Here is a 20,964-nt window from a genome sequence, read left to right on the forward strand (position 1 = left end):
CTTACCCCTCCGCATTCAGATGAGATTCTTCTTCAGATTGCGCAAATAACGGCTGCGGATAAACAAGAAATACAATCCTTGGGCAGCCAGGTAGCCGGCAAGCACAGCCCCTGTTTCCGCGGCAATGGACAGATAGAACAAACGCTGCAGGGCGATAAAAGCAAACAAACTGTGCAGCCCTGCCAGCAGGACCGGAACAAAAAAGAGCAGTGCCAGCTGCAGCGTAGCCATCCGGTCCAGCTCCTGGTCCGTAAAGCCCATCTTGGACAAGGTAGCATATTGCAGCCGGTCATGATCCAGATCGCTGTACAGCCGGAAATACAGGAAGCTGCCTGCAGCGATAAAAAACACCGTACCTACCAGCAAAGAGGCAAACAGCATGGTACTGTAGAGCGTCCGCTGAATCTCAAACAGGGTTCCGCTGACCACTATGGCATAGGGAGCATCACTTTCGTAAGCAAGTTTGCCCCGCTTCGCCAGCTCGGCGGCAATGCCAACCGTCTGTGGGAAGTCCTCCAGATAGAAGCCGCTGTAGCTGTCTGTCTGCACCGGCTCAATCTGCCGGTACAGCTCATCGCTGACCACCAGCCCGCTGAAATCGCCGCCATCCCGGCCGTCCAGCTCAGGCAGCAGGTATTCGGCGATTGGCACATGCCGGGTGTACCCGCCCTCACGGATGCTAAGACCCTGCTGCAGAGTGTACACCACCTTCTGCCGCCCGGGTGTCAGGCTGCGGTCGCGCTGGGAGCCAATCATGACCAGGCCTGTATCTCCGGCAAGCGGAGGCTCATCCGAAGTGAACCCCGCCTTCTGCAGCGCCAGCCTGTAGTCACTATCGGATATAAGCGGCAGCCGCTCGGTGCGGTCCGGCCCGGTCTGCGAAGCTACGGCCGCGTACTTGACCTCCAGCGTCAGCTGCTCGAACGGAAGCCCCAGCTGCGCCAGCTCCTCCCGGATGCCGGCCAGCTGCTGCTGTGAGTCGGGACCTGCGTGAGCGCCTTTAGCCACAAAGCCCACCGCTGCCGGATAATCCAGCTTCAGCTCCCTGGACAATGTATGAATGGAAGCAAACACACCCACTGAGGTGAAGGAAATCGCCGAAACGATCGTCACCATAAACAGCATCCGTCCATTGGTTCTCCAGCGGTAGGCCAGGCCGGTCAGCATAATCATATTCGTACGGTGCCACAGAAAGCGGCGCACATTCATGACCCGCTGCACGATATACAGGCTGAGCCGGGTATAAAAAAGGTACGTGCCCAGCACGGTTATAGCCACCACCGGAAACATCACCCGCTGCACCGAAGCCGCCGTCGCCGTTGAGGCCATCACATACCCGCCCAGCAGCATGATTGCCGCCAGCAAGGGTCCCAGAGGCGATGTTGCCGGCTTCTCCTCCCCTTGCGGGTGCGGCCGGAACATGCGGGTAAGCGGCTTGTTGCCGATCAGCACGAAGGTGCACAGCGAGATCAGCATGAACAGCAAGGCGAAGCTGCTGACGGTGAGCACCGGGGCCTGCCAGGGCAGATAGAAGGGCAGCGAAGCCAGCCCCAGGAAACGGGCACCGATCATCAGGAACAGCTTGCCGAGCAGCATTCCAAGCACCGTACCAGTGAAGATCGCGGCGGAGCCGATCAGCATATTTTCCAGAAAAACCATCTTATACAGCTGATGTCTCGTCATCCCGTGCAGCAGCAGCAGTCCGAACTCGGCCTTGCGCGAATGCAAAAAGGAACCCACAGACACCAGCACAAACAAGGAACAGAACAGATAAATAATGAATATTGCCACCATCATGGAGCGGGCTGCCATGTCCAGTACCAGATCGCCGGACAAGTCCGGGTGATAGATAAACAAAGCGCACAGGAAGAACACCATCACCGAGAAGGCGCTGCTGACGAAATAAGCGGCATATTTGCGCTTGCTGCGGGTCACATTTCTATAGGCGAACTGCCGAAAGTTCATAACCGGCTCCTCCCAGCAAGGACAGCATATCAATAATGCTCTGGAAAAAAGCAGCGCGGCTGCTTCCCCGGTACAGTTCACTGTAGAACCGCCCGTCTTTGATAAAAATCACCCGGCGGCAAAAGCTTGCCGCCACGGCATCATGGGTCACCATCAGCACCGTAGTTCCTTCCGCCTCATTGACGTCCGTCAGCCTCTGCATGACCTCGGATGCGGCCCGGGAATCCAGGCTGCCCGTCGGCTCATCCGCCAGAATCAGCGAAGGCCGGTGGATCATTGCCCGGGCAATGGCGACCCGCTGCATCTGTCCGCCCGACAGTTCGGAAGTGCGCCGCTCCAGCAGCTCCGCCAGCTCCAGCCGTACAGCCACCTCCTGCAGCCGCTGCTCAATCTCCGGCACCCTTGCTCCGGCCAGCGTCAGCGGCAGCACGATGTTCTCCTCCACGCTCAGCGTATCGAGCAGATTGAAATGCTGGAACACGAATCCCAGCTCATGGCGGCGGAACAACGCCTTGTCCTTGCGGCGCAAGCGGTTCGGATCGCTGCCGCTGATCAGAATCTGGCCGGAGGTGGGCTGGTCGATGGTGGCTATGACGTTCAGGAGTGTGGTTTTGCCGCTGCCTGAAGGACCCATGATGCCCACGAATTCTCCCTTGTCCACTGCGAAATCAATATGGGTCAGCGCGTGCGTCGACACCTTGCCTTCATATATTCTGGATAGATGATGAACCTCTAATATGGGCAAGGGAATGCTCCTTCTGTCGCTGGATTGCCTTTATTATACTAACTGTAAACCTCTGCATCTATTTCTGAAACTTACAGTTACCTTACACAATTGTAAGTTGCCCTGTGTCCCGGAAGCAGATACGCACCGTCGTGCCTACGCCAACCTCTGATGAGATCGTGACCTCATGGCCCAGCTTGCCGCAGATCTGTTTGACCAGATAGAGGCCCATGCCGGTAGATTCTTGAAAGCTCCGCCCATTGACTCCTGTAAAATAAGGATCAAACACCCGCGGCAGATCCCCCTGCGGAATGCCCACTCCCTCGTCGCGAATTTCCAGTACAGGCAGGTTCCCCTCCTGCAGGTAGCCGCGAAACACTATATTTTTGCCCGTCTCCACGGTGTAACGCACGGCATTCGTAATGAGCTGAGTCAGCACAAAGGAGAGCCATTTCTCATCGGAGGCCACGGATATGGCGCTCTCCATCTCAATGACAGGGAATACACGGTTGCGGATAAACAGCCGCTTCTGCTCGGAGGTCACACTGCGCACCAGCTTCGTAAGCTCCAGCCGCTCGACATAGAAGTCATGCTCGAATGTATCCAGACGGGCGGAGTAGAGCACGGTGTCCAGCCCTTTTTTGAGTCGGTCCAGCTCGTCTCCAATCGCAGTAAACGGCGGTCCGTCCTTGTCCTGAATGATCAGGTGGATGACCGACAGCGGGGTCTTCATCCCATGCACCCACTGGTTGATGAAATGCACATGCTCCTCCAGCTTGTGGCGGTAGCTGTGCAGATCGTTTTTGTAGAGCCGGAACTGGTGGGCAAGCAGTCTGCGCAGGCTGTCCGCCAGCGGCGAGCTCTGGCTCGGCCCCCCTGAATCCTCAAGGGAAGAAGGCGTGCTCTCCATCCGCTCATAAAAAGAACGGTTGCTGAGGTAACGCGCCGCCAGATAGGCGATCAGCAGACAGGTGCTGAGCACCGCCGCATAGAGACTGACGTTCACACTGCTGCCGCCATCAAGCCGGTATACCAGGGTGACGATCAGCAGTTGGGCAATATACACGGCGAGCAGCGGAAGCTGCTCTCTCAGAAATAATCTCATTCCTCATCCTCCCAATTGGGATACAGCCGGTAGCCCTGTCCGCGTACGGTCTGCAGGCCGTCCGTGATGCCAAGCGCAGCCAGCTTCTTGCGCACACGGGTAACGTAAACATTCAGCGTATTCTCATCCACAAAAGCCTGGTCATCCCATATTTTCTCCAGCAGCCGGTCTCGGGTGACCAGGATGCCGGATTTTTTCATCAGCTCATCGAGAATTTTGGCTTCGGTATGGCTGAGATCGATCTTTGTCTCTCCCCGCGTCAGGCTGAGCCGCTCCACGTCGAGCGTCATTCCGCCTACACTCAGGCTCCGTTCATTGTTGCTACCCGCATAGGTGCCGTAGGCGCGGCGCAGCTGGCTTTTGATCTTGGCCATGGCAATCTCGTAGTCGAACGGCTTGGTGATGTAATCATCCGCCCCGTTCTCCAGTGCCATTACCTGATCCATCTTGCCGTCGCGGGCAGACAGGAACAGAATCGGACAGGTGGAGATACCGCGAATCTGGCGGCACCAGTAGTAGCCGTCGTATTTCGGCAGATTGACATCCAGCAGCACCAGATGTGGCGCAAATGCCTCAAACTGCTGGCGCACCTGTTCAAACTGCTCCACCGCCTGGGTTTCGTAACCAAATTTATGTAGATAGTCCTGCAGCAGCGCTACCAGGCCACGGTCGTCTTCGATAATGAATATTTTGAACATTGGCATGCCTCCGGTCACAGTCCTAACTCGGACTGAGGGGTATAGCCCATCATATATACAGGCTGGGAGAATAGTCAAATTGGGGGGCGGGGTGTTGGGAGATGAGGATGAGGTGGTGGGGGCGTGAGACGAGGCGCGGAGGGCGCTTGAGACGGAATGGCGAGGGTGGCGGCTCGGCGGCTCGGCGATGAAGCCTATGCCCGTTCGAGAGTAAATTAAGGGATTTATCCTTTATTTTTTTCACTTTTAGCCGATTCCGGCTTAAAATAAGGGATTTATCCCTTACTTTTCTTGCATTTGGCTGATTCAGACATAAAATATGGGATTTATCCCTTATTTATGTCTCAGGTAACCAGGATGGATGTTAATTACGAGACTTGGCTGATATTCCACACACAACAGTACCGTAGACGCACATTACTATAACAAATCCGCTTCTCATCACACCTCTTCGCCACGTACGCACCATTCAAAGGCATTTTTGCCTCTCATTTCATCCAAACTGCCACCTCCGCACACTTCAAAGGCATATTTGCCTCTCATTCCGCCTACATCGCCACTTCCGCACCATTCAAAGGCATATTTGCCTTTCATTCCGCCCACATCGCCACAATCGCACCATTCAAAGGCATATTTGCCTCTCATTCCGCCCACATCGCCACCTCCGCACCATTCAAAGGCATTTTTGCCTCTCATTTCATCCAAACTGCCACTTCCGCACCATTCAAAGGCATATTTGCCTTCATTCCGCCTACATCGCCACTTCCGCACACTTCAAAGGCATTTTTGCCTCTCATTCCGCCGACATCGCCACTTCCGCACCATTCAAAGGCATTTTTGCCTCTCATTCCGCCCACATCGCCACTTCCGCATACTTCAGAGGCATTTTTGCCTCTTATCTCTTCCGCATCGCTGCATTCGAGCAGCAGTTCTCGCCGCACACCAGTTAAAGCGTGGCCGGGGTGAGCTCTAGGCGGTGGGGGAGCTCAAAAAGCATAACGGCGAGAGTGGCGGCTGGGTGGCGAAGAAGCTTATAATGACTGTTTGAGTTTGAATTAAGGGATTTATCTCTTATTTATGTAACAGGTAACTAGGATGGACGTAACTTATGGGGATGGCTGATATTACACACACAACAGTTGCCGCAGTGCACATTTCTATAACAAATCCGTCCCTCATCCCCTCATATAGTCACTTCCGCGCCATTCAAAGGCCTTTTTGCCTCTCATTCCACCCACTTCGCCGCTTCCGCTCAGCAGTTCTCACCCTACACCAGTAAACCCTTGTTACTTTAACAACACTTCTACATCAATATACGCCTTAATCTTACATTGCTACTTCATCAGGTGCAGCCACGCTCGTATCAATCAGGGGCATGGGCGGGGTGAAGGCGGTATCGGCGTTCTGCAGCAGCCAGCGGTTGAAGTTCCGGTGATCCTCCACCGCTTGCGCGCTCCAGCCCCGGGCCAGCAGTCTGTGCGCTCTGATCTCGTCTTCACAGTACAAGCCCACAAATATCGGCTGAAAGTGCGCCTTCAGTACCATCCGCTCGAACTCCTCAGCATGAAGGTTCCGCACAGAATGGTCAGCCTGCCGCTTACGGTCATTTGATCGGCGACGTGAAACCATACATTTTTGATCAGATCCCAGTCGTCCATAAGACCAGGCAGCTGGTCCAGATCGAGAATAATATGCTCGGGACAGAGTCGCAGCAGCTCTGGAATTACTGTTGTCTAACCGGACCCGGAGGCCCCTGTAATAAGCACTATCGGTTGTTTAGCCAACTATTCCACTCTGTTCTCCATTTATTTATAGCAGCAAAAAAGCCGTGGATGAACATCGTTCACCCACGGCTCTCCCCGCAACCATCCGTTCTACCGGCCATCCAGCAGATTGCCCAGTCCGCCGAGGATGCTGCCTTCTTCCTTGCGCCCGGCATTGCCGGCCGCGGACAGGATGCGGTCCGCCATCCGGCTGAACGGCAGCGACTGCACCCAGACCTTGCCCGGTCCGCGCAGGGTGGCGAAGAACAGGCCCTCGCCGCCGAACAAGGCGGTTTTGACCCCTTTGACCATTTCAATATTGTAATCCACTGATGAGGTCATCGCCACCAGACAGCCGGTATCGAGTTTGATCGTCTCCCCGGGCTGCAGCGTACGCTCCAACACATAGCCGCCGGAGTGGGCAAAGGCCAGGCCGTCACCCTCCATTTTTTGCATAATAAAACCTTCCCCGCCAAAAAAACCAGCCCCCAGCTTTCGCTGGAACTCAATGCCGATTGACACGCCTTTGGCCGCGCAGAGGAAGGAATCCTTCTGGCAGATGATTTTGCCGCCGTACTGCTGGAGGTCGAGGGGGATGATTTTGCCCGGATAAGGGGCTGCAAAGGTCACACTCTTACGTCCATAACCTCCACTGTGGGTAAATACGGTCATGAACAAGCTTTCTCCGGTCAGCAGCCGTTTGCCTGCCCCCATCAGCTTGCCCACCAGCCCGCCGCCTCTGGCGCTTCCGCTGCCGTCGCCAAAAATCGTCTCCATCGTGATCTCCGGGTCCATCATCATGAAGCTGCCCGCTTCGGCAATTACACTTTCGCCTGGATCGAGCTGTACCTCCACACACTGAATTTCCTCACCCATAATGACATAATCGATCTCATGAGCACTCATCCCGCTATTCCTCCTTGTTGGCACTTCAAACTTTATACGCCCTTAACCTGCCTGTGGTTGCGCATGATTCCGGCCATCTCAGCGAACCGGCAACCGTTCATATGACATAAGAAAAAAGCCAACTCTTATAATAAGAGCTGACTTTAATCTAAGTATAACTGCGTAAAAGGAGCAGGGTTCCCTAGCTGACAAGGCTTCAATGTACATCCTGTGCCTGGCCCAGCTTCTTCTGAAGCTTCGGTACCTTGACCAGCTTGGGTCTGCCGAGGGAAGTTGTAAAGGTAATCACATAGCCTGCTACGACTACGGCCATCACCGTGTACATGGTTTCCTTCAGCGGCATATAGAACAGAGACAACGCCAGTACGACAACATCCATAATAATAAACACTGTACCTACCTTGATTCCCTTCCATTCACTGATCAGCAGCGATAGAATATCGTCACCGCCGCTCGCCCCGCCGCCACGCAGGACCATACCCGCTCCTAAACCTGTAAGTATACCGGACAACAATGCCGCCAGCGGCAGATTATCCTGCAGATTTATGACGAATCCGGAATAACGCTCCATCAGACCGTAGAACAATGTAAAGGCTCCTACTGAAATGAAGGTATGACAGACGAACGTTTTTCCTTTGTAGAACATTGCAATTAAGAGTACGGGTATATCCAGCACAAGAATGGTGATGGAAGGCGAAATCCCCAGTACATACTTGCCGAGCAGCGACAGGCCTACGAATCCGCCCTCGGTCAGATGATTCTGATAATTGATGTGGTAATAGGTAAAAGCAAGCAAAAAAGTTCCAAACAAAATGACTGTCAAGCGGAGTAAAGCGTGTACCCCGTTCTTGTGTTTCCTCATACAGGTCTCCCCTTATCGTATATGGCGGCTAGACGTCTTGCGCGCCTCTACGATGGGTATAACCGGAGGAGATGTTGCTCCTTCGCATACAATAGCTCCCTTCCCTCGCAGAGGTGGCGTTCGTCAATTAACAACGGTTGGCGCACATTCTACAGGGAAGCTAAGTATAAGACAGATCATAACGTTTCCAAATCGTCCTTTGGGGAATCGTCCTTCGGGGACACATGGTATCCTGATCCTTTCTTTAATTTGATAAGTTCTGATAACATTATACCACGCGAGGCACCTTCTCTAAACATTTTACCAGTAAAAAGAAATAACTAGTTCATTCCACGTACCAGACGGTTGATGGTTTCACGCCTTACACCGATCAATTGACCAATCTCTTCCTGGGTGAGCAGGTCGGTCAGAGCTGTGCCATGTGCGTACTCATTCATCCAGCGGGTTAACAGCTCCAGCCGCTCTCCCGGGTTGCCTACGGTAAGGTGGTCGATACGCATCTGCATGAAACGCACCTTCTCCTGCAGCAGCACTGCGATGTCCAACGCCTTCTCCGGATTCTCCTGCAGCTGGTGGTACCATTCCGCAGCCGGAATAGCCTCTACGACACTTCTCATCATAGCCACGGCTGTACCATGCGCCTCTTTGGGTGAAATCAGAGAATGGTGAGGAACTACCTCGCCGGGGTATAGGATGTTGAACAACACCATATTCCCGTTCTCATGCAGCCGGGTTACCTTAAACAGTCCGCTTGTTACCTTGTACAAGTATTGGCAGTCATCCCCTTGACGGAATAAGACCTCCCCCTTATGCAATATCATCATTTCCACTCCTTTTGACCATTACTTATTTATGATAATTATACAAAAAAATAACCCGTTAGCCGAAAGTATTTCCGGTTAACGGGTTATCGCAACGTAATCTAGTCGTTATCTGGCCGCCAGCGGCTTCTTCCACAGGCCAAGCACGAGCCCCGAGATAACCGAGCCAATCAGCACAGCCAGCAGGAACAGCAAGGCATTGCTGGACAGGGCGGCGACAAAGATCCCGCCATGCGGTGCGGGAACATTGATGTTCCACAGTTGGGTTAGCCCTCCGGCCACGGCTGAACCCAGAATGCACGAGGTCAGCACGCGCAGCGGATCGGCGGCTGCGAACGGAATCGCACCTTCCGTAATAAATGATAGACCCAGTACATAGTTCGTCAAGCCGGATTTGCGTTCCGGTTCGGTGAATTTCTGCTTGAAGAAGGTGGTTGCCAGCGCGATCGCCAGCGGAGGAACCATCCCGCCTGCCATAACGGCAGCCATCATCAGCCCGTTCGTGTTGCCGCTGGTAGTGAATACGCCAATGGCGAAGGTATAGGCCGCTTTGTTAAACGGTCCACCCATATCAATGGCCATCATGCCGCCAAGCACCAGACCAAGCAGAACCTTATTCCCCGTTCCCAGGCTGTTAAGTCCGTCAATCAGTCCCAGGTTGATCCAGCTGAAGAACGGATCGAACAGGTAGAACATAATGCCACCGGTAATCAGCAGGCTGAAGACGGGATAGAGCAGAATCGGCTTCAGGCCGTCGAGGGTCTTGGGCAGGCCAGCAAAGACCTTACGCAGCAGAACCACGACATAACCGGCGAGGAAACCGGCGGCCAGGCCGCCCAGGAAGCCGGCATTGGAGTTCAGCGCCATCAAGCCGCCGACCATGCCCGGCATCAGCGCCGGACGGTCACCGATGCTAAGCGCGATGAAACCAGCCAGCACGGGAATCAGGAAGTGGAACGCCCCGTTGCCGCCGCCGATAGTCTGCAGCAGTTGGAAGAGCGGATTGTCTTCGCCCGCCACCTGCTCGATCAGGAAGGAGATCGCCAGCAGAATCCCGCCGCCGACAACGAACGGCAGCATATGCGAGATGCCGTTCATCAGGTCCTTGTAGATCTTGCTGCCAATGCTGCCCGATTTCTCCGGCGCAGCTTCGCCTGCACCGCGACCTTCGCTGCGGTACAGCGGTGCTTCTCCGTTCATGGCTTTGCGGATCAGCTCCTCCGGCTTGCGGATGCCGTCGCTGACGGGCCGCTGCAGGACCGGCTTGCCGTCGAAGCGGGCCATCTCCACGTTCTTGTCGGCAGCGACGATAACACCGCTGGCGCGGCGGATCTCATCGGCAGTCAGCACATTCTGAGCGCCTTCGGAGCCGTTGGTTTCCACGCGGATGTTGACGCCCATCTCAAGCGCTTTCTTCTTCAGCGCATCCTCAGCCATGTAGGTATGGGCGATGCCCGTAGGACAGGCCGTAACGGCAACCACGAACGCTTCGGAGGCAGGATTGCCGACAATCACCCGTTCCGGCTCAGACTTTACCGCCTGCGCCTGCTTCTTCAATTCTTCGGCCTCGGCTTTCGCCTCTTCTTCAGCCTGCTTGTTGTCAAACAAGGCTGTTACTTCCGCTGGCGTGCGGGTATTCATCAGCTCCTGGATGAAATCGGCATCGATCAGCAGTCTGGACAAGGAAGCCAGGGTGCGCAGATGCACATTGCCGGCCCCTTCAGGCGCAGCAATCATAAAGAACAGGGTGGCCGGTTCATCATCCAGCGATTCAAAGTCGACGCCGCTCTTACTCTTGGCGAATACGACCGTAGCTTCGTTGACCGCTTTAGTCTTGGCATGCGGCATGGCGATCCCGCCGCCGATGCCTGTGCTGGACTGCTCCTCCCGCTTCAGAATCATCTCTTTAAACAGCACAGGATCATTAATCCGGCCGCTGGCCGCAAGACCTGCGATCAATTCATCAATCGCCGCTTCCTTAGTGGTTGCCTGCAGATTCATGATCATTGTATTCTGTATCATCAAGTCGGTAATTTTCATGGTTGTCACTCCTTAGGTTAACAAAATATGGCTTACAGCTGTGTAATCACAATCATCGGCCGCAGCCGCTCAATATACTCCCGGGTTGCCAGATCATCAGAGAAAGCGGTTGCGCTGCCCGAAGCCACTCCCATCTGGAAGGCTTCCAATGGATCGCCGGTCAGTGTAAATGTCCCGATGAAACCGGCGATCATAGAATCCCCTGCGCCTACGGAGTTCTTCACTGTACCGGAAGGAGCGCTAGCATGCCATACCCCTTGTTCGGAGATGAACAGCGCTCCTTCACCAGCCATCGAGACCAGCACATGCTGTGCTCCTGCCTCCAGCAGCTTGCGCCCGTAGGTGATAATCTCCTCGCGGGTGCTGATATTTACTCCGAACAGCTCTGCGAGCTCATGATGATTTGGTTTGACCAGCAGCGGCCGCTGAACAAGTGCTTCGTTCAAGGCGTGACCGGTAGTATCAATCACAAATTCGGCTCCGCGCTGTCTGCACACAGAAATCAGCCTGCTATAGAAATCGCCCCTGAGTGACGGCGGCACGCTGCCGGAGAGAATGACAATGTCGCCAGGTTTCACACCAGCCACCTTCTGCAGCAGTGCTTCCGCTTCAGCGGCGCTGATCTCAGGTCCGGCTCCGTTAATCTCCGTCTCCTCCCCGGACTTCAACTTGATGTTAATCCGGGTATCCTTCGCAATCATGACGAAATCGCTGGAAATCTGCTCCTCCGCCAGCCAATCGGCGATGAATCTGCCGGTGAATCCGCCCAGGAAGCCGGTCGCGGTATTGCCAACCTGCAGCTGGTTCAGCACACGCGACACGTTAATGCCTTTGCCGCCGGGCAGCTTCAAGTCGCGCTGCATCCGGTTCAGTCCGCCCAGTTCAATATCTTCAACCTCCACGATGTAATCAATGGAAGGGTTAAGCGTTACAGTATAGATCATTAGTATCCCTCAATTGTGTGTGGTTTATAGTTAATACCGGCCTTATGCCAAGGTGTATTCAATGCCTCGCTGCGCCAGTCCCAGCAGGAAATCCTGCGTTGCCCCGGAATCCAGAATACAGTGATCCATCTCGGCAAGATCGGCCACCTTGCAGAATGAAACCTGGCCGATCTTGCTATGGTCCGCCAGTAGAATGCTCTGCTTCGCTATGGCAATCATCTTGCGCTTGGTGGCTGCCTCCAGCATGTTGGGTGTGGTGATGCCATCGTGCAGATCCAAGCCATTGGTGCCCAGGAATGCTATGTCGACACGCACCATTTCCAGAGAGCGTTCTGTCATGGGCCCTACAAAAGCCATCGTATCCGGCCGGAGAAGCCCTCCGGTAACCGAAACCTCGATATTGCGACTATCCTTCAGCTCATTCAGCGCCATGATTGAATTGGTGATTACCTTCAGGTGGTTGAAGGTCTTGGATTGGAGCATCCGGGCTATCTGCAGCGTGGTCGTTCCGCCATCGAGAAGAATGGCATCTCCTTCACTGATCATGTCCACGGCAGCTTGTGCGATCCGCTGCTTCTCCTCCTGCAGACGGTCCGCCTTATCTGAATATACGGCCTCAAAGCTGACACTCTGCAGCGACACGGCCCCGCCATGCGTACGCTTCAGCAGCTTCGCCTCCTCAAGCTCCTTAAGATCGCGGCGTACCGTGGATTCGGAAACGCCCATTGCCTGACTCAGCTCCTGTACGGAACCGCGTGCATGCTTCTCCACGAACAGCACGATATTGCGTTTGCGTTCTTCCTCAAAGAGCATCCTGCTTCACTCCCTTCGACAGTGGGCCGCGGCGCAGCTTTACGTCGAATCCGGCTTCACTTGTATTTATGATTACCTATTCATCATCCAATGATCGAAAATGACTATTATTGACCATTTGTGCTCATTTATGATTGTAACAGCGTTTTCATTAGCTGTAAAGTGCTTTTTACGGCATTGCAATCACCTGTTTGCCTTAGGCAAACAGGTCATTAACGAGCTGTAGATAAATTAGGTCCCAATCGCCTATTTCCCCGGCACGGTTCCTGACATATTTATATTACATACAGGGAAAAGCGGGTGAACAAGCGATGGTGAACACAAACAATAACAGCCAAGTGGAAGCTGACGAGCTGACTGCTGACGATTATGCCATCATTGCAGCTGGCCTGGCTGCCTTAGGTGAGGTATTTGCTTTCTTGGCGCTCCTGAAATCCAGACAGGTTACGAAGGAAACCGGAGGCCAGGTTGACGTAATTCCCGCTATCTTCGTGCAGTCCCGCTCCAGGAAACCACAAACCAAGCGCAAGCTGCGCTGACCAGCCGAGTGGTCAGGTATCCAGCCCAATCACATAATGCCGGGCCAGAATCTCCCCGACCTGCCGGCTGTCCTCCTCCTCAAGCACAACCACCACGATAATATGCTCCTGATCAGCATGTCTGGCATAGGCTTCTGCATCTGCTCCAGGGATGCCAATTCCCATCAGACTGATCTGCAGCCCATCCGCATCGGGCTCCTCGCCGAGTTCTCCTCCCGCCAGTTTGCGGGCCGCCGGACCGGCAGCAACTGCGGAATCCGGCAATAGATTCAACCCTGCCGCCAATCCTTTGGCTGTTCCGAACAAGCCCTCATTACCAAGGCCGGTTTGCGCCTTTCCGATGCCGGTATCCTTGCTGATCTGCTCAACTATTGTCTTTTGTTTGGTGAATATTGAAATCTGCTTGGCACGAATGCCATGAGTCTGCAGGTCTTGTATCGCTAGAGCTGCGTCGCTGCGGTGCCCGAATATGCCTATTTCCAATTTTGCCATGCCCATTCCTCCTATGCGAGAGCAGTATTTAACGGGATGCTGTCATTTTTTTTAAACCCCAGGCTTCCGCCTTGAATCAATCTAATATATAAAGGTTATAAAGATAGGACGGGGCTTAGTATACTAGATAATAGTAGAGCACCATTGCTTGGGACGTTATTATACATATTATTGTGTAATGCGCCAAAAAAAAGGGGGAATGCATCATTGTTAGAGCATAAATATTTCAGGACAAGTCTTGCCATCATCTGCTTTCTGCTCATTCTGTATCTAGGCTCAAAGGTCATGTTCCTCTTCGTGCCGCTGGTGGCGATTATCAATCTGCTGCTGGTGCCCATGATGCTGTCGGGGTTCATGTTTTATCTCCTCAGGCCGCTGGTCAATTTCCTGGAGAGCAAGAAGCTCAACCGGGCTTTAGCCATACTGCTGATCTACCTGGTGTTTGCCGGATTGTTCATCCTGTTCTGGGTATCGGCCTGGCCAACGCTCCAGACGGAGATTGAGAATTTCATCAATAATATGCCTTATCTGGTTCAGGGCTTGCAGGAGCAGTTCAACAAGTTGCGCGATAATCCGGCGTTATCCCGCTTCTTCCAAGGGGAATCCGATCTGACGACCCGGCTGACCGAATATCTGAATACGGCAATTACTTGGGTTACCACCTCCATGTCGAACTTCATCGGTGTGATCTCAAGCATCGTGATTGTTATCGCCACCCTGCCGATTATTCTCTATTACATGTTGAAAGACAGCCGGAAGCTCTCACCGATTCTGCTCGGACTGGTCCCGCGCAAATACCGCAAGGAAGGCCAGGAGATGCTGAAGGATATTGACAGCGCGCTGAGCAGCTTCATCGTCACCCGAGTGCTGCTTAATGTTGTGCTGGGCATCATGCTCTATATCGGCTTCCTGATTATCGGCTTGCCTTATGCAATGCTGCTTGCCGTGATTTCCGTGCCGCTGAACTTCATCCCTTATGTCGGCTCCCTGCTTGCCGCTGTACCGGTGATTATTGTTGGATTCATCGAGTCGCCGATCATGGCGCTGTGGGCGCTGATCATTATCTTCGTGGCGCAGCAGATTCAGGACAATGTGCTGTCCCCGATTATATATGGCAAGTCGCTGGATGTGCATCCGCTCACTACGGTGCTGCTGGTGCTTGTCGGCGGAGACTTCTTCGGCATTATCGGCGTGCTGATTGCACTCCCGGTTTATATGATTGCCAAAATCATATTTCTGCGCATCTACGAGATTATCGTCGCGGAACACGAAGAGGAGGATACACCGCCTCCGTCTCCGCCTCAGGGAACGCCCCCAGCGCCGGGAACACCTCCACCGCTGGGAACGCCTCTGCCCCTGGTCAAGGAAGAAGGACTATAAACCTCAGAACGCCCCTATCCTGCATTGCAGGATAGGGGCGTTCTGATTTAACCGCGCAAGGAGCGCACTACAAATACATGGCTGCTCTTAAGCAGGTTCTGTCCGTCCCGGAGCGTAACCGCACCTTTGGAATGGGACAGGATGGTCGTATTGAACGCGATCAGCTTGTCTTCCTTCCATACGGTTACGGCGGATTTGAAATAGACTGCATTATCAAACTGCTGGCGTTCTCTCATTACATAACCTACCGAATGCTGAACAGGGGGCAGTGCTCTTTCCTTCGGAGCCAGTGCCTTGATGAACACAATGTCACGAAAAGGCACCGCGATCTCCTGATGGCCGATAACCGCTACCAGAGCGGCAGTGTCCCACTTGCGCAGTACGCCTTTCATAATTCTGTAGGGTCTGTCACCGCAGAACATCATAACCGGCTTACCGACCCAATGCTTCATTGCTCCACCCCCTTGATATGTACTGACCTAGACTGTTTACAAATTGGATATTCTCCAATCCATGCCTTCCAGTCCATGCGACTCCAGATACTGATTAGCCTTCGAAAAGGGACGGCTGCCCAGGAATCCCCGGTGCGCTGACAGCGGACTCGGATGCGGAGACTGGAGCACAAGATGCCGGGTTGTATCGATAAAAGCGCCCTTCTGCTGGGCATGGCTGCCCCAGAGCATAAAGACCATCGGCGCCGTTCGCTGACCCAGCTTCTTCATCACCGCATCCGTGAACCGTTCCCAGCCGAGGCCTTTATGCGAATTAGCCTGGCCATCACGCACCGTCAGCACCGCATTCAGCAACATAACCCCTTGCTCAGCCCAATGCACGAGGGAGCCATGGTTAGGAATTGGTGTGCCGGTATCCTCCTTCAGCTCGGCATAAATATTGCGCAGGGATGGCGGAATCCGTACCCCCGGCTTCACCGAGAAGCTTAGCCCGTGGGCTTGGCCCGGCCCATGATACGGGTCCTGGCCCAGAATGACTACCCGGGTGCTATTGTATGGCGTCAGTTTCAAGGCCGAGAACAGCAATTCTTTTGGCGGATAAACTGTATGTTCCTTATATTCCCTCGCGAGTGCATAACGCAGCTCCTGAAAATACGGCTGCTCTATTTCGTCCTGTAGAACCTCATCCCAATCATTGCCGAACATCCCATTCTCCTCCTGGCTCTATGCATAGTGTATGTTCTTTATTTGTTATTAACCATTTTCAACAGGCCTGTCCGTTTATGCGGAGCAGGAGGCCCGTGTACCTCCGCGTGCTGCATGTTATTTGCGGCCATAATCGGCCTTGATTTCGCCCCAGACCTTGGTCTGCCATTTCAGCACCTTATTCTTGTAGGTATGAGTCTGCAGCCAGCTTACCGCCTTATCAATCAATAGCCAGATTTCCTCTGTAGAGGCATCGCGCGGCAAAGTCGTAGCGACCTGCTTCTGCTTAACCCATTTCATCGCGTTAACGGAATCGCTGTAGACCGTCTTGTCGCTTCCCTGCTTCTGCAGCAGAGCGAGCGCATGCACAATCGCCAGAAATTCACCGAGATTATTGGTTCCTTTGGAGATCGGGCCGCAGGAGAAAATCACTTCTCCCGTCTGAGTGTCCACGCCCTTATATTCAACCGGTCCGGGATTGCCCCGGGTGCCTACGTCTACCGATATGCTGTTATAATCTATCTCTGCTGACGTTTCTACGGAAGCGCTGCGGCTCCAGCCCCCTGCTGATGTGCTCTTGGCCGCGCTTGCTGCCCCTGTGCCCCAATTGCCCTTCCACCCTGCCTTGTAGGCTGTGTCTGCGGCGGAACGTGACTCATACGATTTATATTTGGCTCCGGTGTAATGATCGGTCTGCGCCTTGCATTCCGCCCAGGTAGCATATACTCCCGGCTGCTTGCCTTCCCATACTACATAATATTTCTGTTTCGCCATACTGCTGCTTCCTCCTGACAAGCGGATCATATTTCAATTTCAGGTGATACTACTGAACGTGAACTTAAGAATGTTATAAACGGAGTTGCCAAGAAGCCCTGTATATCAGGCGCTCTGGCAACTCTATTGTTTCATTCTTAAGTTCATCATATATACTCACAGATTTCACTTATCCAAAAGAACAAGCGTAGCTTCTGCTATTTGCTCCAGCCTGTCCCGGTCCGCTGTGAGCCTGGCCATGACTCTCAGCCCTACCAGTGCATTGTGCAGGCAGGCTGCCAGCACAGCGGGCGGCAGGCTGGAGGCGATCTCTCCGCTCTCCTGGCCCTGGCGCACCAGCAGCTCCAGCAGTTGCTCGGTCCGGGCGAAGCTCTGCTCCACCCGAGAGGCAGCCAGTGGATCATCAAGGGCCAGCTCAGTTGCTGTATTCACCAGCAGGCAGCCCCTTGGCTCCTCCTCGGCCGGATGAATCATCAGTTCAAACAGCAGCCGAATGCCCTCTCTGGAAGAAGATAGCGGCTCCAGCCGCTCTTGCATCCGTCCGGCAGCCATTGCGGCGTAACGTTCCAATGCTTGTATAAATAAAGAGTGTTTATCTCCAAAAGTATCGTACATGCTGCGTTTATGAATACCCATGGCAATCACAAGATCCTGCATGGAGGTCTTCTCATACCCCTGCCGCCAGAATACCGCCATCGCTCTGCCGAGGACTGTATCAATCTCAAATTCTTTGCTCCGGGCCATCCTTTCTGCTCCTTTCCTGCTCCTTCCAAGGCCTATATTACCATTTGTAGAACGACCGGTAAATATCATTGTCCAAGTGTGAACGAGATCACATTAATTCTGCACTCATCGTTCTATATTAAATTTAAAGGATAGTAGCACATCTGCAGCATATCTATGAGGAGGTTGATCACATGAACAAAATCACCGTATGGGCCGCTGTAACCGTCCTGACCCTGCTTGTGGGCTGTGGAAGCTCCGCCGACAATGCTGCCAATTCACCCGCGCCTTCGCCGGGAACGACAACTGGAGCCGCTGACGCGGTTACTTCCGCTTCTGTAGTGGATAACGGGGAAGCTTTCAAAAAAGCGATCAGCAAGGATGGGACCTGGATCGCAGCTACCCTGAATGATCTCAGCTTCACCGAGGAGCTTGTCGTTGAAGGTGAATTCACCAACAAGGAGGAACCCGCCCGTAAAATGGCCCTCTACACCCAGGATGCGGAGCATAACATCACGGCCTCCTTCACCCTGACCGCACCCAAAATCACCATCCGCAGCAAGAATGCGCGCATTCAGGGGGGAACTTTTGTCGGAGATGTCTATGTCGAGGCCAACGGCTTCAGCTTGGTTAATGCCACGGTGGAAGGCAACGTGTATTTCGCCAATGACCAATATCAGTCCACCTTCGATGCCTCCGACCAGGGCAAGGTAACGGGCGTAACGGAAGTGAAGAAATAGTCTGGGTGGTTCATAATAGAGCTACGAACAGCAAGGTGTTCTGCTGCCGATATGGCGGGGCACCTTCCTGGGTGTGACGGCGGCCGGTTGCAGAGATGAAAGACTGCGGGGACAAATAGAGAGTACATGGTCAAAGGAGAGAGTCGATGTTAATGTGGAGTATAGGAAATGTAGGGGAGTCGGACTGCTAGTGCGAGAGATGATGGCCATGCGAGAGATAATGGCCGTGCGAGGGCTAGAGGGAATGCTAGCGAGAGATAATAGCCGTGCGAGGGTGCATGAGAGAGAGATTGCAAATGCGAGCCGAGCAGGGCTACTGGTGGGAGGGGGAATGCTGGTGCGAGCACTAAAACAGGGCATGCGGCGGGCTTGCATAGGGCTGCTTCTCTTCGCCCTTGCCGGGTGTAGCGACGGCAACGCAGTCATCCAGGAGCCGCCTGTCTACCGGATTCAATCCGGCAGCGACCTGACCTTGTTCACGGCTACGGATACCCATTACCTAGCTCCGGGGCTGACCGACGGAGGCGCGGCGTTCCGCAGCTTTCTGGCTGCGGGGGACGGCAAACAGCTGGAGTACAGCAATGAGATGATACAGGCGCTGGCCTATGATGTACAGACTCAGCGCCCGGATGTGCTTATTCTTAGTGGGGATCTGACGAACAACGGGGAGCGGGAGAGCCATCTGGAACTTGCCAGACATCTGCAGCAGATCGAACAGAGCAGCGGTACCAGGGTCTATGTGGTGCCTGGCAATCATGATCTGCTTAATCCGTGGGCGCAATCCTTCAAAGGCCGCCGCCGGTATGATACGGAATCTATCGATACAGCCAACTTCCGTTCGATCTACAGCCACTTCGGTTATGATGAGGCGCTGTCTCGGGATAAGGAGTCGCTCAGCTATCTGGCGGCTCCTGCGGATGACCTCTGGCTGCTGATGCTGGATACCACCCAATCGCGCAACAACGCCAAGCTTGGGTCTCCGCAGCTTGACGGCAGACTGGGCGCAGCTACCCTGCAGTGGATCGATGCCTGCGGCAAACTGGCCGCCAAGGAAGGAGCGCAGCTGGTAGCAGTGATGCACCATAACCTGCTGGACCATAGCGAGCTGATTCAGGAGGGTTTCACTATAAACGACCGACAACAGGTGACGGATACTTTGATAAATAACGGGGTGGCGGCAACGCTTAGCGGGCATATTCATATTCAGGACATCAGCACTTATCAGCAAGGCTCGCACCCTATTTATGATATCGCCAATAGCGCGTTGTCAGTATATCCTCATCAATATGGAGTGCTGAAATACAGCGCCGCTGCGCGCACTCTGGACTACAGCACCACAAGGCTGAATATGGAGCTGTGGGCTGCCGCAAACGGGAGCAAAGACCCAAACCTGCTGCAGTTCGGTACTTACAGCAAGGAGGCCTTCAGCAACCGCTCCGCCAAGCGCAGTTACGCCCGCCTCTCCGCCAATAGCATCTATTCTGGCTATACGCCAGAAGAGCGCTGGCGAATGGCGGAAACCGTAGGTCGGCTGAATGAGATTTATTTCGCCGGAACAGGAGCCACAGAGCTGCCGGCGGTACTCTCCTCGGCCGGATACAAGCTATGGCTGGACGCCCCGGCGGACGGCCTGAAGCATTATGTGCTGACCATGGCGCAGCGGGAGAAGAAGAACAACCAGCAGCTGCATGTGCAGCTGCCTTGAGAGGTGCGCGGGGTGATGCTGGGTGGGCGATAGTACGGTAGCGGCGGCGTTACTTTACTTTTTACTTGAAATCCTTGGGAGTTGGGCGGGCGATAGCGTGGTAGGCGGCGTTACCTTACTATTTACTTGAAACCCTTGGGAGTTGGGTGGGCGATAGCGTGGTAGGCGGCGTTACTTTACTTTTTACTTGAAACCATTAGGAGTTGGGGAAATAGATAGCGCGATAGGCGGTGGCTCTCTCTTCAGCCCCCTAATGAAGTGGAGTCCTTGATATGCAGCAAGCCGAACATCGAATAACAACGAGCACATCCAGCCGACCTCTTAAACAATATCGAGCTCAACCAGCAACCTATTAAACAATATCAAACTCAACTAGCCGACCTGTTTAAGTGCAAAACTGCACTTAATTTCGGCTGATTTCCAGACTTTCAACCAATTAAGTGCGATAATGCATCTAATCCAGCCCATTTGATCGCAAACCCCTCCTACGTAGGAATTTAGTTGCACTTTCGACACTTATTTCTTCTTATTCCCTTAATTGGGCGGAATTAAGTGCTGATTCGCAACTAATTACTTGAAATCCTCGGGAGTTGGGTGGGCGATAGTGTGGTAGGCGGCGTTACCTTACTATTTACTTGAAATTCTCAGGAACTGGGGAAACGGATAGCGCGATAGGCGGCGCTCTCTCTTCAGCCCCCTAATGAAGTGGAGTCCTCGATATGCAGCAGATAGCGTTGATTGGCGGTGTGTTGGAAATTTACGAACAAATCGTCGGCCTCCTATAGAAACCGGACACGGACAAAAAGATGGCCG

The 20,964-nt window shown here is 53.7% G+C and carries 22 protein-coding genes; 4 read left to right on the plus strand and 18 right to left on the minus strand.

All coding sequences use genetic code 11. The annotated features are described in order from the left end of the window. Positions 1-15: 15 nt before the first annotated feature. The 13 genes from B9T62_RS21640 to B9T62_RS21700 form a co-directional block, all read right to left on the minus strand. Positions 16-1,965, minus strand: coding sequence for an ABC transporter permease (locus B9T62_RS21640; protein ID WP_087917193.1), 1,950 nt, complete (start codon positions 1,963-1,965; stop codon positions 16-18). Continuing rightward, on the minus strand, positions 1,940-2,710 hold the full coding sequence (locus B9T62_RS21645; protein WP_087917194.1) for an ABC transporter ATP-binding protein: 771 nt from the start codon (positions 2,708-2,710) through the stop codon (positions 1,940-1,942). Before B9T62_RS21645 ends, B9T62_RS21640 begins: the two co-directional genes overlap by 26 nt. Positions 2,711-2,792: 82 nt before the next feature. Further along, on the minus strand, positions 2,793-3,794 hold the full coding sequence (locus tag B9T62_RS21650) for a sensor histidine kinase (RefSeq protein ID WP_087917195.1): 1,002 nt from the start codon (positions 3,792-3,794) through the stop codon (positions 2,793-2,795). After that, the gene (locus B9T62_RS21655; protein ID WP_087917196.1) at positions 3,791-4,492 is read right to left on the minus strand and encodes a response regulator transcription factor; all 702 of its coding nucleotides are present in this window, start codon (positions 4,490-4,492) and stop codon (positions 3,791-3,793) included. The genes B9T62_RS21650 and B9T62_RS21655 overlap by 4 nt, the downstream gene beginning before the upstream one ends. A 441-nt stretch (positions 4,493-4,933) precedes the next feature. Beyond that, positions 4,934-5,197 (minus strand): hypothetical protein, encoded by a 264-nt coding sequence (locus B9T62_RS21660; protein ID WP_087917197.1) that lies wholly within the window; start codon positions 5,195-5,197, stop codon positions 4,934-4,936. Then, a complete protein-coding gene (locus B9T62_RS21665; RefSeq protein ID WP_169834421.1) occupies positions 5,185-5,349 on the minus strand; it encodes a hypothetical protein in 165 nt (54 codons plus the stop codon). Before B9T62_RS21665 ends, B9T62_RS21660 begins: the two co-directional genes overlap by 13 nt. 469 nt (positions 5,350-5,818) lie before the next feature. After that, positions 5,819-6,037 (minus strand): hypothetical protein, encoded by a 219-nt coding sequence (locus tag B9T62_RS21670; protein ID WP_087917199.1) that lies wholly within the window; start codon positions 6,035-6,037, stop codon positions 5,819-5,821. A 329-nt stretch (positions 6,038-6,366) separates the two neighbouring features. Continuing rightward, positions 6,367-7,161, minus strand: a complete 795-nt coding sequence (locus B9T62_RS21675) for a TIGR00266 family protein (protein WP_087917200.1) — start codon at positions 7,159-7,161, stop codon at positions 6,367-6,369. A 196-nt stretch (positions 7,162-7,357) separates the two neighbouring features. After that, the gene (locus B9T62_RS21680) at positions 7,358-8,023 is read right to left on the minus strand and encodes a YitT family protein (protein WP_087917201.1); all 666 of its coding nucleotides are present in this window, start codon (positions 8,021-8,023) and stop codon (positions 7,358-7,360) included. A gap of 320 nt (positions 8,024-8,343) precedes the next feature. Then, the gene (locus B9T62_RS21685; RefSeq protein WP_087917202.1) at positions 8,344-8,844 is read right to left on the minus strand and encodes a Crp/Fnr family transcriptional regulator; all 501 of its coding nucleotides are present in this window, start codon (positions 8,842-8,844) and stop codon (positions 8,344-8,346) included. A 108-nt stretch (positions 8,845-8,952) separates the two neighbouring features. Then, complete coding sequence (locus B9T62_RS21690; RefSeq protein ID WP_087917203.1) at positions 8,953-10,884, minus strand: PTS fructose transporter subunit IIABC; 1,932 nt, start codon at positions 10,882-10,884, stop codon at positions 8,953-8,955. 32 nt (positions 10,885-10,916) lie between these two features. After that, positions 10,917-11,828 carry a 1-phosphofructokinase gene (gene pfkB / locus B9T62_RS21695; RefSeq protein WP_087917204.1) on the minus strand — a complete coding sequence of 304 codons (912 nt, stop codon included), beginning with the start codon at positions 11,826-11,828 and terminating at the stop codon, positions 10,917-10,919. A 42-nt stretch (positions 11,829-11,870) separates the two neighbouring features. Next, a complete protein-coding gene (locus B9T62_RS21700) occupies positions 11,871-12,641 on the minus strand; it encodes a DeoR/GlpR family DNA-binding transcription regulator (protein ID WP_087917205.1) in 771 nt (256 codons plus the stop codon). Between the two features lie 311 nt (positions 12,642-12,952). On the opposite strand from B9T62_RS21700, the gene B9T62_RS21705 reads away from it, so the two are divergent. Beyond that, positions 12,953-13,180, plus strand: coding sequence for a hypothetical protein (locus B9T62_RS21705; protein ID WP_087917206.1), 228 nt, complete (start codon positions 12,953-12,955; stop codon positions 13,178-13,180). 12 nt (positions 13,181-13,192) lie between these two features. Here B9T62_RS21705 and B9T62_RS21710 read toward each other — a convergent pair whose 3' ends face one another. Continuing rightward, the gene (locus tag B9T62_RS21710; protein ID WP_157793955.1) at positions 13,193-13,672 is read right to left on the minus strand and encodes a general stress protein; all 480 of its coding nucleotides are present in this window, start codon (positions 13,670-13,672) and stop codon (positions 13,193-13,195) included. A gap of 207 nt (positions 13,673-13,879) precedes the next feature. On the opposite strand from B9T62_RS21710, the gene B9T62_RS21715 reads away from it, so the two are divergent. Then, positions 13,880-15,052 (plus strand): AI-2E family transporter, encoded by a 1,173-nt coding sequence (locus B9T62_RS21715; protein ID WP_245863972.1) that lies wholly within the window; start codon positions 13,880-13,882, stop codon positions 15,050-15,052. Between the two features lie 47 nt (positions 15,053-15,099). Here B9T62_RS21715 and B9T62_RS21720 read toward each other — a convergent pair whose 3' ends face one another. From B9T62_RS21720 to B9T62_RS21735, 4 genes are all read right to left on the minus strand, one after another. Then, on the minus strand, positions 15,100-15,504 hold the full coding sequence (locus tag B9T62_RS21720; RefSeq protein ID WP_087917208.1) for a hypothetical protein: 405 nt from the start codon (positions 15,502-15,504) through the stop codon (positions 15,100-15,102). Positions 15,505-15,540: 36 nt separating this feature from the next. Further along, positions 15,541-16,209 (minus strand): uracil-DNA glycosylase, encoded by a 669-nt coding sequence (gene ung, locus B9T62_RS21725; RefSeq protein ID WP_087917209.1) that lies wholly within the window; start codon positions 16,207-16,209, stop codon positions 15,541-15,543. Between the two features lie 117 nt (positions 16,210-16,326). Further along, positions 16,327-16,983, minus strand: a complete 657-nt coding sequence (gene rnhA, locus B9T62_RS21730; RefSeq protein ID WP_087917210.1) for a ribonuclease H — start codon at positions 16,981-16,983, stop codon at positions 16,327-16,329. A gap of 165 nt (positions 16,984-17,148) precedes the next feature. Then, positions 17,149-17,727, minus strand: a complete 579-nt coding sequence (locus B9T62_RS21735; RefSeq protein WP_087917211.1) for a TetR/AcrR family transcriptional regulator — start codon at positions 17,725-17,727, stop codon at positions 17,149-17,151. Between the two features lie 173 nt (positions 17,728-17,900). On the opposite strand from B9T62_RS21735, the gene B9T62_RS21740 reads away from it, so the two are divergent. Then, positions 17,901-18,446, plus strand: a complete 546-nt coding sequence (locus B9T62_RS21740) for a hypothetical protein (RefSeq protein ID WP_087917212.1) — start codon at positions 17,901-17,903, stop codon at positions 18,444-18,446. Between the two features lie 337 nt (positions 18,447-18,783). Then, the gene (locus B9T62_RS21745; RefSeq protein ID WP_157793956.1) at positions 18,784-20,151 is read left to right on the plus strand and encodes a metallophosphoesterase; all 1,368 of its coding nucleotides are present in this window, start codon (positions 18,784-18,786) and stop codon (positions 20,149-20,151) included. The last annotated feature ends 813 nt before the right edge of the window (positions 20,152-20,964 follow it).

Source organism: Paenibacillus donghaensis, assembly GCF_002192415.1.
Taxonomy (GTDB): domain Bacteria; phylum Bacillota; class Bacilli; order Paenibacillales; family Paenibacillaceae; genus Paenibacillus_AQ; species Paenibacillus_AQ donghaensis.